Source organism: Thermomonospora echinospora (assembly GCF_900108175.1).
GTDB lineage: Bacteria > Actinomycetota > Actinomycetes > Streptosporangiales > Streptosporangiaceae > Thermomonospora > Thermomonospora echinospora.
The window spans coordinates 331543-346683 of sequence record NZ_FNVO01000007.1; the positions used below are offsets into that span (position 1 = coordinate 331543).

At 72.8% G+C, this 15141-nt stretch carries 11 protein-coding genes; 2 read left to right on the forward strand and 9 right to left on the reverse strand.

Annotated features, from left to right (window positions below; all coding sequences use genetic code 11):
• Positions 1-135: 135 nt before the first annotated feature.
• The 9 genes from rodA to C4U03_RS19060 all read right to left on the reverse strand — a co-directional run bounded on the left by rodA (position 136) and on the right by C4U03_RS19060 (position 11729).
• Positions 136-1350, reverse strand: a complete 1215-nt coding sequence (gene rodA, locus C4U03_RS19020; protein ID WP_235017962.1) for a rod shape-determining protein RodA — start codon at positions 1348-1350, stop codon at positions 136-138.
• Positions 1351-1381: 31 nt separating this feature from the next.
• The gene (gene mrdA / locus C4U03_RS19025; RefSeq protein WP_103939125.1) at positions 1382-3469 is read right to left on the reverse strand and encodes a penicillin-binding protein 2; all 2088 of its coding nucleotides are present in this window, start codon (positions 3467-3469) and stop codon (positions 1382-1384) included.
• 2 nt (positions 3470-3471) lie between these two features.
• Positions 3472-4053 (reverse strand): rod shape-determining protein MreD, encoded by a 582-nt coding sequence (mreD, locus tag C4U03_RS19030; RefSeq protein WP_103939126.1) that lies wholly within the window; start codon positions 4051-4053, stop codon positions 3472-3474.
• Position 4054: 1 nt separating this feature from the next.
• Positions 4055-5062, reverse strand: a complete 1008-nt coding sequence (mreC, locus tag C4U03_RS19035; RefSeq protein WP_103939127.1) for a rod shape-determining protein MreC — start codon at positions 5060-5062, stop codon at positions 4055-4057.
• A gap of 90 nt (positions 5063-5152) precedes the next feature.
• Positions 5153-6187, reverse strand: coding sequence for a rod shape-determining protein (locus C4U03_RS19040; protein WP_103939128.1), 1035 nt, complete (start codon positions 6185-6187; stop codon positions 5153-5155).
• 288 nt (positions 6188-6475) lie between these two features.
• Complete coding sequence (gene ndk / locus C4U03_RS19045) at positions 6476-6886, reverse strand: nucleoside-diphosphate kinase (protein ID WP_200827315.1); 411 nt, start codon at positions 6884-6886, stop codon at positions 6476-6478.
• Positions 6887-7287: 401 nt separating this feature from the next.
• Positions 7288-7635 (reverse strand): DUF4233 domain-containing protein, encoded by a 348-nt coding sequence (locus C4U03_RS19050; protein WP_103939129.1) that lies wholly within the window; start codon positions 7633-7635, stop codon positions 7288-7290.
• A complete protein-coding gene (locus C4U03_RS19055) occupies positions 7632-8999 on the reverse strand; it encodes a bifunctional folylpolyglutamate synthase/dihydrofolate synthase (protein WP_103939177.1) in 1368 nt (455 codons plus the stop codon). The genes C4U03_RS19050 and C4U03_RS19055 overlap by 4 nt, the downstream gene beginning before the upstream one ends.
• Positions 9000-9119: 120 nt before the next feature.
• Entirely contained in the window at positions 9120-11729 is a 2610-nt protein-coding gene (locus C4U03_RS19060) for a valine--tRNA ligase (protein WP_103939130.1), read from the reverse strand.
• 215 nt (positions 11730-11944) lie between these two features.
• Here C4U03_RS19060 and C4U03_RS19065 point away from each other — a divergent pair, with 215 nt between their 5' ends.
• Positions 11945-12787 carry a hypothetical protein gene (locus C4U03_RS19065; RefSeq protein ID WP_103939131.1) on the forward strand — a complete coding sequence of 281 codons (843 nt, stop codon included), beginning with the start codon at positions 11945-11947 and terminating at the stop codon, positions 12785-12787.
• A gap of 211 nt (positions 12788-12998) precedes the next feature.
• Positions 12999-15029: an ATP-binding protein gene (locus C4U03_RS41930; protein ID WP_235017963.1), complete on the forward strand. Its 2031-nt coding sequence runs from the start codon at positions 12999-13001 to the stop codon at positions 15027-15029.
• Positions 15030-15141: the final 112 nt, after the last annotated feature.

Below are 15141 nucleotides of genomic sequence, written 5' to 3' on the forward strand. Positions count from 1 at the left end.
TGGGATCAACCATCCACCCTATCGCCGCCCGCCCCCTGCCTCGTGCCCGCGTGAGCCGGTGGCCGCCCGCCGGGCACGGCGGCCCGCGCCCGTCCGCCGCCGCGTCCCGCCCGGCTGAGCGAGCGGGCCGCCCGCTCAGCCGGGGAAGGGTCGGGCGCGCAGATGGACGGCCTGCAGCAGGCCGAGCGCGATCATGTTGGCGAACGTGGCCGAGCCGCCGTAGGACACGAATGGCAGCGGCAGCCCGGTGATCGGCATGATCCCCAGCGTCATCCCGATGTTCTCGAACGTCTGGAAGGCCAGCCAGCACACCACCCCGGCGGCCACCAGCGCGCCGAACGGGTCGGCCGCCGCGGTGGCGATGCGCAGGCCGCGCCACAGCACCACGCCCATCAGCGCGATGATCAGCCCGGCGCCGACGAAGCCGAGCTCCTCGCCGGCGACGGTGAAGATGAAGTCGGTCTGCTGCTCGGGCACGAAGTGCCCGCCGGTCTGCTCGCCCTCGAACAGGCCCTTGCCGGTGAAGCCGCCCGAGCCGACCGCGATCCGGGCCTGCTGGGCGTTGTAGCCGGCGCCGCGCGGGTCGGCCTCCGGGTTGGCGAACGCGGTGAACCGGTCGATCTGGTAGGGCTTGAGCAGCCCGAAGAACCAGACCGCGAAGGCGGCCAGCAGCGCGCTGCCGACCAGCCCGGCCAGCCAGCGCTTGCGCACCCCCGACATCGCCAGCATCCCCAGCACCACGGCGCCGAACACCAGTGTGGTGCCCAGGTCGGGCTGCGCCATGACCAGCACCGCCGGCCCGCCGGCCAGCGCGAGCGCCAGCACGATGTCGCGGGCGCCCGGCCCGGAGTCGGTGTCGCGCGGCTCGCCGTCGCGCGGCTCGGCCAGCAGCATCGCCAGCAGCACCACCAGGCCCACCTTGGCGAACTCCGACGGCTGCACCTGGAAGCCGCCGCCCAGCACGATCCACGAGTGGGAGCCGTTGATGGTCTCGCCCAGCGGGGACAGCACCGCCACTAGACCCAGACAGGCCAGCCCATACACGATCGGCGTGTAGGCGCGCAGCAGCCGGTAGTCGAGCATCGCGACCACCCCGCCGAGCGTGAACCCGATCGCCAGGTTGAACAGGTGCCGTTTGAAGAAGCCCTCGGGATCCTTGCCCTGCTCGGTCAGGATGGCGACGGTGGCCGAGCGGACCAGCAGCGCTCCCAGGATCGACAGCGCCACCACGGCCAGGATGAGCGTCCAGTCCAGCCGGCGCAGCGTCGCCAGCCGGTACCGCCAGGTCTGCCGCGCCCCGTAGCCCTCGACGACGTCGGCCGCGCCGAGCCCGCCGAGCCCCCCGATCACGATGCGGTCCGTTCCCCGCGGCCCGCCCAGATCATGGCGCGGCGCCCGCGCCGACCGTGCCGTCCGCGCGCAGCTTGGGCAGTTTGTCCGGCAGCTTGCCGTCCTTCAGCGCCGCCGGCTTGCCGCCCAGCCCGTACATCGCCTCGAGGATCTCGCGGACCGCCGGGGCGGCGTAGGAGGCACCGGTACCGGCCTGGGAGATCATCGCGACCACCGCGAACCGGGGCTTGTCGGCCGGCGCGAAGGCGGCGAACCATGAGGTGTCCTCCTTGCCGTAGACCTCGGCGGTGCCGGTCTTGCCGGCCACCTGCACCTTCTTGAAGTCGAACCCGCTGAACGCGCCCGCCGCGGTGCCCTGCGTGGGGACCTCCGCCAGCGCCTTGCGCATGTAGGCCAGCACCTTGTCGTCGACCGGTAGCCGCTGGGCCGGGGGCGAGGCGATCTCGCGGACCGGCGTGCCGTCCGGCCGGATCACCGCCAGCCCGACCCGCGGCACCACCAGCCGCCCGCCGTTGGCCAGCGCCGCGTACGCCCTGGCCAGTTGGAGCGGGGTGACCAGCACGTCGCCCTGCCCGACGGAGAAGTTGGCGGCGTCACCGGCCCGCCACACGAACCCCTCGGCGCAGTTCTCCGCGGCGACGGCCTTCAGGTAGGCGGCGCGGGAGGGGTTGGTGCGGGCCAGTTCGGGATACCCGGTCTTGGCGGCCTTGCAGTTGTCGCTCTTGGTGGCGTTCCAGTACTCCCGCTTCCACCTGCGGTCGGGGATGCGGCCGCCGGCCTCGCTGGGCAGGTCGATCCCGGTCGGCGAGCCGAAGCCGAACTTGCGGGCCATGTCCACCATCGGGTCCTTGGGCTTCTTGACCGGACGGGTGCCGCCGGCGCGCAGCCATTCCTCGTAGGCGAACTTGTAGAAGATCGTGTCGCAGGAGACCACCAGCGCCCGGTGCAGGTTCATGTCGCCGTGCCCCTGGCCCTCGAAGTTGCGAAAGGCCCGGTTGCCGACGTTGTAGGAGCCGGGGCACGGATAGGTGCCGTGCAGGTCGTAGCCGTCGGCGACCGCCGCCGCCACCGAGGAGATCTTGAAGGTGGAGCCCGGGGCGAACTGGCCCTGGGTGGCGCGGGAGATCAGCGGCTGCCCCTTGGACTTGCCCAGCAGCGCGTCGTACTCGGCCTGGGAGATTCCGCCGATCCAGATGCTGGGGTCGTAGGAGGGATAGCTGGCCAGCGCCACCACCCGGCCGGTGCGCACGTCCATCACCACGGCCGCGGCCGCGTCGGCCGCGGCGCCACTGTGCCGGGCGCTGTCGATCGCCTTCTTGATGGCCTGCTCGGCGGCGCCCTGCACCCGGGCGTCCAGGCTGGTCACCAGGGACGAGCCCGGGACGGGGGCCTGCTCGCGGGCGGTGCCGGTGACCCGGCCCTGGCTGTCGACCAGCACCTGCCGCACCCCCGGCTCGCCGCGCAGGTCGGCGTCGTAGGTCGCCTCCACCCCGTCTCGGCCGATCAGGTCGACCCCGCTGTAGCCGGTGACCCGCAGCCCGCGCCGCTTGTCCAGCTCCTCCTGGGTGATCGGCTGCAGGTAGCCCAGCGCCTGCGCGGCGGTGGCACCCTCCGGCCGCGGGTAGTCCCGGACCGCCTGGACCTGCGCGATCACCCCGGGATAGTCCTCGGCCCGCTCCATGATCAGCAGCGCCCGCTTGGGATCGACCCGGTCGTCCACCGGGATCGGCTGGTACGGGGAGCCCGGCCAGCAGGGGCGCTTGACGGTGGGCGAGCACAGCCGGATGCGCTTTTCCAGGTCGGCGCGGGAGGTGCCGAGCGTGGCCGCCAGCCGGGTCAGCACCGCCCGGCCGCGGTCGTCCTGCCGGGACAGCACGGTCCGGTCCACCGAGACGACCAGGGCGGTGCGGTTGCGCACCAGCGGCCGGCCGCTGCTGTCGAGGATCAGGCCGCGCACGGCCGGCACGACGATGTCGCGGATCCGGTTCTGCGCGGCGACCTGGCGGTAGTGGTCGCCGTTGACCACCTGCAGGTTCCACAGGCGTCCCACCAGCACCAGCAGCATCGTGACGACCACGACGTGCAGGACGAGCAGCCGGAAGTGCGTCTTGGGGTTCATGCTCACATCCGCGACAGCGCTCGGTAGCGGGCGGCCGGCAGGTCGAACCGGCCCCGGGTCCGCTCGCGGTCGAAGCGCCGGGTGACCCGCAGCACCGCCCACACCACGAACGGGCTGGCCAGCACGTCATAGACGACCTGCAGCGGCACGATCCGGCTGACGATCTGCCAGCTCGCCCGGGGGTCGCCGAGCATCATGCCGAGCCCGGCGTACAGCACGGCGCCGCCCAGCGCCCCGGCCGCCACCGCCAGGAACGGCACCACCGACGAGCGGTCCATGTCGTCGCTGGCCAGTCCGCAGACGTAGCCGACCAGGCAGTAGACCAGGGCGTAACGGCCGATGGTGTGGTCGGCGGGCGGGATGATGTCGGCGGCCAGCCCGGCGCAGAAACCGGCCACCACCCCGGTCAGCGGGCCGCCGGTCAGCGCCAGCGCCACCACGGTCAGCAGCACCAGGTCCGGGGTGACCGCCCCCGGCAGCGGCAGCCGGTTGGCCACCGACACCTGCAGGATCAGGGCCACCACGAGCACGGCCGCGGCGGTCAGGTTCCGCCCGGTCGGCGACACGTCACTGGTCGTCAGCATGTCAGTCCCTCGCCTCCGGTGACGGGGTGGCCCAGGGCGACCCGGACGGGTCCGGGCTCCCACCGGGCGCGGCGGTGGGCGTGGACGCGGGCGTGGGTGTGGGGACGACCGTGGGCGTGGGCGCCGACTTCGGCTTGGGCGGCAGGACGGCGTCCCGCGGGTCCGACTTGGGCGGCGCGACCACCACGCCGACCACGTCCAGGGTCGTGAAGTGCACGAACGGGCGGACGTAGGCGGTGCGGGTGAGCGAGCCGAGGGACTGCTCGACGCGCTCGACGGTGCCGATCGGCACTCCCGGCACGTACGGGCGCTCGCCCTGCGAGCCGAGCGTCACCAACCGCTGGCCGGGCCGCAGCGCCGCGTTGGCGTTCAGCAGTTGGAAGCGCAGCGGGGTGGTGCCGCCGTTGCCCAGCCCGCGGCGGCCGGCACCCTGCACCACGCCGATCTCCTTGGAGTCCTCCAGCCGGCTGCCCACCGTGGAGGCCGCGTCGGTGGCCAGCAGCACGGTGGCGGTGGCCGGGCCGACCCGGGTGACCCGGCCGACCAGCCCGTCGGCGGTCATCACGGTCATGTCGGGGCGCACCCCGCTGCCGCTGCCGGCGTCGATGGTGACGGTGTCCTCCAGGCCCTGCCCGGCGGAGATCACCTGGGCCGGGACGATCTTGTAGCCGCCCAGGCCGGCCGAGCTCAGCAGCCGGTCCAGTTGGGCCGCCCGGTCGGCGTCGGTGCGGTGCGCACGCAACTGCTCGCGCAGCCGCTGGTTCTCGCGCTCCAGCCGGTCGGCGCGGCGGCGCTGGCCGGGCGCGTCGGTGATCGCGCCGAACGCGTTGCCGATCGGATGGACCACCGCGGCCGAGAACCGCTCGATCGGTCCGAAGACCGTCTCTCCCGCGCTGCGCAGTCCGCGCAGCGGCGAGCCGTCGCCACCGCGGTAGTCAACGGTGATCAGCACCAGCGCGGTGATCAGCAGAACGCCGAACACCGTGCGGGTACGCCGGGTGTCTCGCACCGCCGGGCCTCCCGTTCGTCTCCGGCCGCCGGAGGCGTGTCCCCTCTCGGCGTCCTCCCGTTCTCGGTTGTTCGAACTGGGGGCGTGTCGTCAGTGTCTGGGTTCGGGGACGAGGACCTCGCGCAGCGCCTCGAAGTCCTCCACGCACTTGCCGGTGCCGAGCACCACCGAGTCGAGCGGGTTGTCGACCAGGTGGATCGGCATCCCGGTCTCCTCGCGCAGCCGCTCGTCGAGGTTCTTCAGCAGCGCGCCGCCGCCGGTCAGCGCGATGCCGCGGTCCATGATGTCGCCGCTCAGCTCCGGCGGGCACTTGTCGAGGGTGGTCTTGACCGCGTCCACGATGGCGTTGACCTGCTCCTCGATGGCCCGGCGGACCTCCTCGGCGGAGATCACCACGGTCTTGGGCAGCCCGCTGACCAGGTCCCGGCCACGGATCTCGGCATGCGGCTCCTCGTCGGCCGAGGGGTAGGCCGAGCCGATGGCCATCTTGATCTCCTCGGCGGTGCGCTCGCCGAGCATCAGGGAGTACTCCTTCTTGGAGAAGGCGATCACCGCCTGGTCCAGCTCGTCCCCGCCGACCCGCACGGACTGGCTGGTGACGATGCCGCCCAGCGAGATGATCGCCACCTCGGTGGTGCCACCGCCGATGTCGACCACCATGTTGCCGGTCGGCTCGTACACCGGCAGCCCGGCGCCGATCGCGGCGGCCATCGGCTCCTCGATGATGTAGACCCGGCGGGCGCCGGCCTGGTAGCCGGCCTCCTTGACGGCGCGCTGCTCCACGCCGGTGATCCCGCTGGGCACCGCCACCACGATGCGCGGCTTGGCGAAGTGCCGCCGCTTGTGCACCTTCTGGATGAAGTAGCGCAGCATGCGCTCGGTGACGTCGAAGTCGGCGATCACACCGTCCTTGAGCGGGCGGACGGCCACGATGTTGCCGGGCGTGCGGCCGATCATCCGCTTGGCCTCGATGCCCACCGCGTGGATCTTGCCGGTGTTGGTGTTGATCGCCACCACGGAGGGCTCGTTGAGCACGATGCCGCGCCCGCGCACATAAACCAGCGTGTTCGCCGTGCCCAGGTCGACCGCCATGTCACGGCCGAGAAACGACAGCTTGTTACCCATGAAGAAAGGGAGCCCTCTCATACTGGCGGACTGCAGAGCGGCATACCCATCGTAACGCGCCGCATGCGGTTGAGGCAGACGCCGGGCCGCCCCGCCGTGCCCGAATAATCGCGGAAGGCCGAGTGAATTTCACGACGACACGCGAACGTGCGCCGACCCGCCCGGCACGACCCACATGCGCCGGATCGACCCGACGCGTCCGGTGGATGTCCGAACATACCGGGCACGGTCTCCCCATGGGACACGGACGCGGGCGCGCGGACCCCCGCACGCCCGCGTCGCCCGGCGTCAGCCCAGCTCGGGGAAGAACAGCTTGACCTCGCGGGCGGCCGACTCCGGCGAGTCGGAGCCGTGCACGATGTTCTCACCGATCTCCAGGGCGTGGTCGCCCCGGATGGTGCCGGGGGCCGCCTTGACGGGGTCGGTGGCGCCGGCCAGCGCGCGGAACGCCTCGATCGCCCGCGGGCCCTCCACGACCATCGCCACCAGCGGGCCGCCGGTGATGAAGTCGACCAGCTCGCCGAAGAACGGACGCTCACGGTGCTCGGCGTAGTGGTCCTCGGCGGTCTCCCGGGACAGCGTGCGCAGCTCCAGCGCGACGATGTTCAGGCCCTTGCGCTCGATCCGCGAGATGACCTCGCCGACGACACCGCGGCGGACACCGTCGGGCTTGACCAGGACAAGAGTGCGCTCGGACACGACAGGGATCTCCTCATAGCCTTGGTTGGGATGCTCATGCGCCCCCGGCCGGGTCCGACCGGGACGGCGCGCAATCACTGCTGCGCGCGAAGCCTACCCGGATCCCCGGCAGGCGGCTCACCGGCGGCGCGCGCCCGACGTCCCGGGGCGGTCCGCCCCGGACCGGCCGGCCGGGGTGGTACGGGCGGCCACGGCCGGTCCCCCGCCATACGGGACCGGGGAACCGGCGGCGGCCACGCGGCTCCGTCACGGACGACGCCGCAGACCGATGATGACCGGTCCGCCCGCCATCGCGGCGGAGCCGTGCGCGCCAAAGTCCGGGCATTCCTTGATGTCCGGGCCGGGCGGCTTTCCAGAAGCATCGATTCCCGCAGACGCCCGCTTTCACGGCACCGGGAAAACTACCGTGCCCCGGCGTTCTCCACCTTGCGGCCGAGCCAAATCGCGGTAACCCAGAGCGCGCCGAAAAGGGCGCCGAGGAAGAACATCGTGCCAACCATGAATCCGGCCGCGACCATCAGCACCTGCAGCACGCTGCCCGCCGCGACCGCCCATCGGCGGCGCACCATTCCGGCCAGCAGCAGGCACAGCACCGCCAGCCCGCCGCACACCGGCCCAGCGATCCGGGCGTCCACCTGCTGCACCGTCACGGCCACCGGGATCGCCAGCCCGATCACCACCGCCTCGCTGGCCAGCACCGCCGCCAGCAGCGACGTCGGCTTCGGCGGCCGTCCCGGCTGCCCGCTCATCGGTCCTCCCCCACGCGCAGCAGCGTGCGCGCCTCGCCCGCGGTGACCACCGACCCGGTGATCAGCACTCCCGCGCCCTGGTGCTCACCGGTCTCCTCGGCCAGCCCGATCGCCCGGTCGATCGCGTCGTCCAGCCGGTCGGCCACGTGCACCCGCTCGGCGCCGAAGATCCCCGCGGCCAGCTCCGCCAGCTCGGCCGGCGGCATCGACCGCGGAGTGGAGTTGCGGGTGACGATCAGCTCGGCCAGCACCGGTTCGAGCTGCTCCAGCATCCCGGTCACGTCCTTGTCGGCGGCGGCGGCCAGCACCCCGACCAGCCGGGTGAAGCCGAACTCCTCGGTGACGGCGGCCACCGTGGCGGCCATGCCCATCGGGTTGTGCGCCGCGTCCAGCAGCACGGTCGGCCCGGTACGGGCGACCTCCAGCCGACCGGGCGAGGTCGCCTTGGCGAACGCCGAGCGCACCAGCGCCGGATCCAGCCGCCCGTCGCCGCCCTCGAAGTCCTCGCCCGCCGCGATCCTGGTCGCGGCGGCCAGGTCGCCCCCGGTCCGCGAGGGCATCCCACTGGCGAACGCCTCCACCGCCGCCAGCGCGCACGCGGCGTTGCCCGCCTGGTGCTCGCCGAACAGCGGCAGAAAGATCTCCTCGTACACCCCGTGCAGGCCCTGCAGCCGCAGCAGTTGGCCGCCCACCGCCAGGTCGCGGCCGAGCACCCCGAATTCCAGGCCCTCGCGCGCCGCGGTGGCCCCAACCTCCACGACCCGGCGCAGCAGCACCTCGGCGGCGGCCAGCGGCTGCTGCGCCAGCACCGCGACCGCGCCCTCCTTGATGATCCCGGCCTTCTCGGCCGCGATGTCCTCGATGGTGGGGCCCAGGTGGCGGGTGTGGTCCAGGCCGATCGGCGTGACCACCGCCACCGTCCCGTCGGCCACGTTGGTGGCGTCCCAGACGCCGCCCATGCCGACCTCGACCACCGCCACGTCCACCGGGGCGTCGGCGAAGGCCGCGTACGCCATGGCGGTCAGCACCTCGAAGTACGACAGCCGCCGCTCGTGCTTGCCGTCCACCAGTTCCAGGTAGGGCGCCACGTCCCGGTAGGTGGCGACGAACGCCTCCGCCGAGATCGGCTCCCCGTCGATCAGGATGCGCTCACGCATCGTGGTCAGGTGCGGGCTGGTGGACAGCCCGGTCCGCAGCCCGCGCTCGCGCAGCAGCGCCTCGATCATCCGGGCGGTGCTGGACTTGCCGTTGGTGCCGGTTATGTGGATCACCGGATAGGCGCGCTGGGGCTGCCCCAGCACGTCCATCAGGTCCTCGATGCGGGCCAGGGAGGGATCGAAGTCCCACTCCACACCCCGGGCCATGATCGCGGCGACGACGGACTGGTACTCGGTGAGCTGCGGTTCCGACACGCCAAAAGCCTACTCACCCAAGGGGCGCACGCGGACCGAGCCGTAGGGGCCCGCGCGCGCCCGCGGGTGCGGCTAGGCCGCCGGGAGGGCGGCCAGTTGGGCCTCCAGTCGGGTGATGTCGGCCTCGGCCTGGGCCAGCCGGTCGCGGTTCTTGGCGACGACGGCCTCGGGGGCCTTGGCCAGGAAGTCGGCGTTGCCGAGCTTGCGCCGGGTCTGCTCGACCTCCTTGCGGGCCGCGGCCAGGTCCTTCTCCAGCCGCTTGCGCTCGGCCGCCACGTCGATGGCGCCGGCCGTGTCGAGCCGGACGGTGACGCCCTCGACCGGCAGGGACGCCGTGGCCGTGAAGCCCTCGGCGGGGACGGTCAGCCGCAGCAGGGAGCGGATGCCCTCCTCGTGGGCGGCCAGCGGGGAGCCGGCGAAGTCCAGGGCGGCCGCGACCCGCTGGCCGGGCTTGAGGCCCTGGTCGGAGCGGAACCGGCGGACCTCGGTGACCAGCCGCTGCAGCGACTCGACCAGGGTCTCGGCGTCCTTGTCCACCAGGGCCTGCTCGGCGGCCGGCCAGGCGGCGGTGACCAGGGTGTCCGCGCCGGTCAGCGAGGTCCACAGCTCCTCGGTGACGAACGGGACGATCGGGTGCAGCAGCCGCAGCAGCTTGTCGAGGACCTCGCCGAGCACCCGGCGGGTGGCCTCGGCGCGCTCGTCGTTCAGCTGGACCTTCGACAGCTCCACGTACCAGTCGCAGACCTCGTCCCAGGCGAAGTGGTAGAGGGTCTCGCACGCCTTGGCGAACTCGAACGCCTCCAGGTGCCCGTCCACCTCGGCGATCACGTTCTGCAGCCGGGACAGGATCCAGGCGTCGGCGGTGGTGAGCCGCTCCGGCAGGTCGCCGCGCACGTGCGCGCCGTTCATCAGCGCGAAGCGGGTGGCGTTCCACAGCTTGTTGCAGAAGTTGCGCGAGCCCTGCGCCCACTCCTCGGCCACCGGCACGTCCCCGCCCGGGTTGGCGCCGCGCAGCAGGGTGAAGCGGGTGGCATCGGCGCCGTAGCGCTCGATCCAGTCCAGCGGGTCCACGACGTTGCCGAACGACTTGGACATCTTCTTGCCGTGCTGGTCGCGCACCATGCCGTGCAGGGCGATCACCTTGAACGGCTCGACCCCGTCCATGGCGTACAGGCCGAACATCATCATCCGGGCGACCCAGAAGAACAGGATGTCGTAGCCGGTGACCAGGACCGAGGTCGGGTAGAACCGCTCCAGCTCCGGGGTGCGCTCGGGCCAGCCGAGGGTGGAGAACGGCCACAGCGCCGAGGAGAACCAGGTGTCCAGGACGTCGCCGTCCTGGGTCCAGCCGGCCGGCGGCTCCTCGTCGGGCCCGGCGCACAGCACCTCGCCGTCCGGGCCGTACCAGACCGGGATACGGTGGCCCCACCACAGCTGGCGGCTGATGCACCAGTCGTGCATGTTGTCGACCCAGGCGAAGTAGCGGGCGGCCATCTCCGGCGGGTGGATGCGCACCCGGCCGTCGCGGACCGCGTCGCCGGCGGCCTTGGCCAGCGGGGCGACCTTGACGAACCACTGCAGCGACACCCGGGGCTCGACGACCGTGGAGCAGCGCTGGCAGTGGCCGACGGCGTGCTCGTAGGGGCGGACCTCCTTGACGATGCGGCCTTCCTGGCGCAGCGCGGCGACCACGGCGGGACGCGCCTCGAAGCGGTCCAGCCCCTGGAACGGGCCGTGCACGGTGATCACGCCGCGCTCGTCCATGACCGTGACCGACGGCAGCGAGTGGCGGCGGCCGATCTCGAAGTCATTGGGGTCGTGCGCGGGGGTGACCTTGACCGCGCCGGTGCCGAACGACGGGTCGACGTGCTCGTCGGCGACGACCGGGATCCGGCGGCCGGTCAGCGGCAGCTCGACCTCGGTGCCCACCAGATGGCGGTAGCGGTCGTCGTCGGGGTGGACGGCCACCGCGGTGTCGCCCAGCATCGTCTCGGCGCGGGTGGTGGCCACGACGATCTCGGTGTCACCCGAGCCGTAGCGAATGGACACCAGCTCGCCCTCGCGCTCGGCGTGCTCGACCTCGATGTCCGACAGGGCGGTCAGGCAGCGCGGGCACCAGTTGATGATGCGCTCGGCGCGGTAGATCAGCCCGTCGTCGAACAACCGCTTGAAGATGGTCCGCACGGCGCGGGCGCGCGGCTCGTCCATGGTGAACGCCTCGCGCGACCAGTCCACGCTGTCGCCCAGCCGGCGCATCTGGCCCAAGATCCGGCCGCCGGACTCGGCCTTCCACTGCCAGACCCGCTCGACGAACGCCGCACGGCCCAGGTCGTGGCGTGACACCCCCTGTTTGGCCAGCTCCCGCTCCACCACGTTCTGGGTGGCGATGCCGGCGTGGTCCATGCCGGGTACCCACAGCGTCTCGTATCCCTGCATGCGGCGCCGCCGGACCAGCACGTCCTGGATGGAGTGGTCCAGGGCGTGTCCCACGTGCAGCGAGCCGGTCACGTTGGGCGGCGGGATCACGATGGAGAACGACGGGCGGGAGGGGTCGCGGGCGGGGTCGGCGGCGAACAGGCCGTCGGCTACCCAGCGCTCGTACAGCTTGCCCTCGACGTCAGCCGGTCGGTACTGGGTGGGCAGGTCGACATCTGCGGCCTGGCGCTCAATGGGCTGTGTCACGGACTCAGAGTCTACGGTCGCCGAAGAGCCCGAATGCGCAGACCTGTAGATCGCCCCGGCCGCGCGACGCCGCCGCCGGGCCGCCGGGCCGCATCGGAGATCGAACCCTCCCCACCTCGGATGCGTCACAATGTTCACCGAAACAGGCTCTTCGCACCAATGATCGCAAACGTCTCGCCGCGGCTCCCAGGACCGGCGGGCGCTGAGGAGAACTGATGAGCGGTTGGAACCCCCCGCCAGGCCAGGGCGGCGACCCCTACGGGGGTCCCCCCGGCCCCGGCCAGCAGCCCGGCTACGGACCTCCCCCCGGCGGCCAGGTCCCCCCGTACGGCCAGCAGCCGCCGTACGGGCAGCAGCCCCCGGCTTACGGCCAGCAGCCTCCCGCGTATGGGCAGCAGCCCGGCTACGGCCCGCCCGGCACCCCGCCCCCGTTCCCGCAGCCGGCGCCGCCGCGCCGCGGTCCCGGCGCAGGCCTGATCATCGCGCTGGTCGGCGGCGGGGTGGTGCTGGTGCTGATCCTGGTGGTCGTCGTCGTGGCGATCGGCTCCGGGAGCAAGCACACCATCACCACCCCGCCCTCGGCCGGCGGGCTGACCCGCAACCACGCCGCCGAGAGCGAGCTGAGCTCACAGATCAGCCAGCAGCGCTCGGTGATGCAGCGGTCGGCCGGCTACCGGCTGGACGACCTGAAGACCGCGGTGTACGGCACCGGCACCCAGCGGTACCTGTTCATGGGCGGCACCGGCAACATCGAAAGCCCCGACGACTTCGTGGACAACTTCCGCAAGTCAGCCACCTCCGGCAGCTCCAGCCTGGTCAACACCACCGTCAACGAGCTCGACGACGCGGGCGGGGACGGCGTGGGCGTGTGCGCGGAGATCCGCTCCACCGCCGGCACCAGCTCGACCACCAGCGCGCTGTGCGCCTGGGCCACCGACTCCTCCTTCGGGGCCGTCTTCCCGGCCCCGGACCGGGCCTCGGTGACCTCGTCCACCAGCTACAGCGCCTCCGAGGTCGCCGACGTGATGCGGCGCCTGCGCGGCGACGTCGAGGACTGACGCCGCCGGCCGCGGACACGGACGCGGCCCGATCGGCCGGCGCCGGAAGATGACCGGAACCGGAAGGGGACGGCGGTGAACCGCCGTCCCCTTCCGTGCGTCTCATAGGGCTACGGGGATTTCCCGGCGCGGAGGTGACACCTGTCCCGTGACCTAGGGACGCGTCCTACCCGAGAGTCGACCGCAAGCGTTGACCTGACGGGAGGATTCCATGCGGGTGGTGGTCACCCTGGTGCGCCTCGTCGCCGCCACCACCCCTGTGCTGATCGGCTGCTCGTACGCGCTGCGGCTGGGTGCGCCGGGGCCGCTGTGGGGGCCGGGAGCCGTCGTCGGGTCGGTGTTCCCCGCGGTGGGGGCCTTCCTGCTCACCTACCGGCCCCGGCTGTGGGCCGGCTGGCTGATCTGGGGCGGCGGAACGGTGATCGCCGGCTACGAGGTGCTGCGGCAGATCGCCTACTGGCTGCACGCGGGAGGACATGAGCAGGCGGCCGCCACGGTCGGCTGGAGCTACGCCTGGCTGGGACAGTTCGGGCTGTACCAGCTGCTCGGGGTGCTGTTCCTGTACCCCGACGGGCACCTGCCGTCCCCGCGCTGGCGGCCGCTGCTGGTGGCGGCTGCCTGGCTGCCGGTGCTGCCCGCCCTGTACGTGGCCTTCGACCCCGGACCGGTGGGCCCCGGGGCGGCGCCCAACCCGTACGCCTGGGACGCGCTGGAGCCGCTGAGCGGCATCGCCGACCCGCTGCGGCGGCTGGGCTGGCTGATCCCGGTGGGGTGCGGCGCGGTGGCGCTGTTCCTGCGGTACCGGCGGGGATCACGAGACCTCCGCCGGCAGATCCTGTGGGCCGCCTATCCGGGGTCGCTGCTGGTGACGACCGAGCTGCTGGTTCCCGACACCCCGCCGTTTCGCGCGTTCCAGGCGGTGGTGCTGCTGGCGCTGCCGGTGGCGGTCGCGGTGGGGCTGCTGCGCTACCGGCTCGGTGACATCGACCTGATCATCAACCGGACGCTGGTGTACGGGCTGCTGGTGGCGGTGATCGGCGCGGTGTACTTCGGGCTGACCGGGATCACCGGGATGATGTGGGCCGACGGTGCGGAGGAGGCCAGGGTGGCCGCACTGGTCTGGGCGTTCACGGCGGGGGCGCTGTTCCACCCGCTGCGCGTCCGGCTGCAGCGCGGCGTGGACCGGCTGCTGCGAGTGGAGCGCGACCCGTACCTGCTGGCCGACCGGCTCAGCCGCACCGTCCAGGAGGCGCCCGGCCCGGCGGAGGCGCTGCGCACCGCGGTCGCGACCGTCCGCGAGACGCTGCGGGTGCCGGGGGCCGCCGTGGAGGTCGTCCGCGGCCCCGGCGAGCCGAAGGTCTACCGCGCCGGCGAGCTGGGCGAGCACCCCCACTCGGTGCCGCTGGTGTGGCACGGCGAGCCGGTGGGGCGGATGCTGGTGGCCCGCCCCGACACCCTGCGGCACCGGATCGACGCACGGCTGCTGGGCACCCTGGCGGTGCACCTGGCCGACGTCGCGCACGCGGTGCGGCTGACCGACGACCTGCAGCGTTCCCGGGAACGGATCCTGGCCACCCGGGAGGAGGAGCGGCGGCGGCTACGGCGGGACCTGCACGACGGGCTCGGGCCCACGCTGGCCAGCCTGGCCATGTCGCTGGACGCCGCCCGGCTCACCCTGGCCCGCGACCCCGGAAAGGTAGAGCCGCTGCTGGCCGAGCTGCGCGACCGGTTGGCCACCTCGATCGGGGACATCCGGGACCTGGTCTACGGGCTGCGCCCGCCCGCGCTGGACGACCTGGGCCTGGAGGCCGCCATAAAGTCGCTGGCCGACCGCTGCGCCGGCCGGGTGGACGTGCGCTTCGACGGCGACCCGGACGGCCTGCCGGCGGCGGTGGAGGTCGCCGCGTACCGGATCGTCCAGGAGGCGCTGACCAACATCGCCCGGCACTCGCGGGCGAGCACCGCGCTGGTCCTGCTGCACAGGACCGACGAACTGCACATCACGGTGGCCGACTCCGGGGTGGGGCTGCCCGCCACGCTGCGGGCGGGCGTCGGGCTGAACTCCATGCGGGAGCGGGCCGCCGAGCTGGGCGGCAGCTTCACGATCATGCCCCGTGGCGGCGGCGGCACCCTCGTGACGGCCCGGCTGCCGCTGACCGTCCCCGCCGGCCGCCCCGAAGACCCGCCGCCCGCCCACGACGCCCCGGGCGGGACGAATGAGACAAAGGTGAGCATGACATGACAGCAGACGACGTCCGGGTCCTCATCACCGATGATCACCCCATGTTCCGGCAGGGGCTGCACGGGTTGCTGGAAGCGCTGGGGATCGACGTGGTGGGCCAGGCCGAAAGCGG

Bases quoted from the DNA above. Each gene is read 5' to 3' on its own strand.
- mrdA (WP_103939125.1), bottom strand. From the start codon at position 3,469: ATGAACCCCAAGACGCACTTCCGGCTGCTCGTCCTGCACGTCGTGGTC.
- mreD (WP_103939126.1), bottom strand. From the start codon at position 4,053: ATGCTGACGACCAGTGACGTGTCGCCGACCGGGCGGAACCTGACCGCC.
- C4U03_RS19040 (WP_103939128.1), bottom strand. From the start codon at position 6,187: ATGGGTAACAAGCTGTCGTTTCTCGGCCGTGACATGGCGGTCGACCTG.
- C4U03_RS19050 (WP_103939129.1), bottom strand. From the start codon at position 7,635: ATGAGCGGGCAGCCGGGACGGCCGCCGAAGCCGACGTCGCTGCTGGCG.
- C4U03_RS19055 (WP_103939177.1), bottom strand. From the start codon at position 8,999: ATGGCCCGGGGTGTGGAGTGGGACTTCGATCCCTCCCTGGCCCGCATC.
- C4U03_RS19065 (WP_103939131.1), top strand. From the start codon at position 11,945: ATGAGCGGTTGGAACCCCCCGCCAGGCCAGGGCGGCGACCCCTACGGG.
- C4U03_RS41930 (WP_235017963.1), top strand. From the start codon at position 12,999: ATGCGGGTGGTGGTCACCCTGGTGCGCCTCGTCGCCGCCACCACCCCT.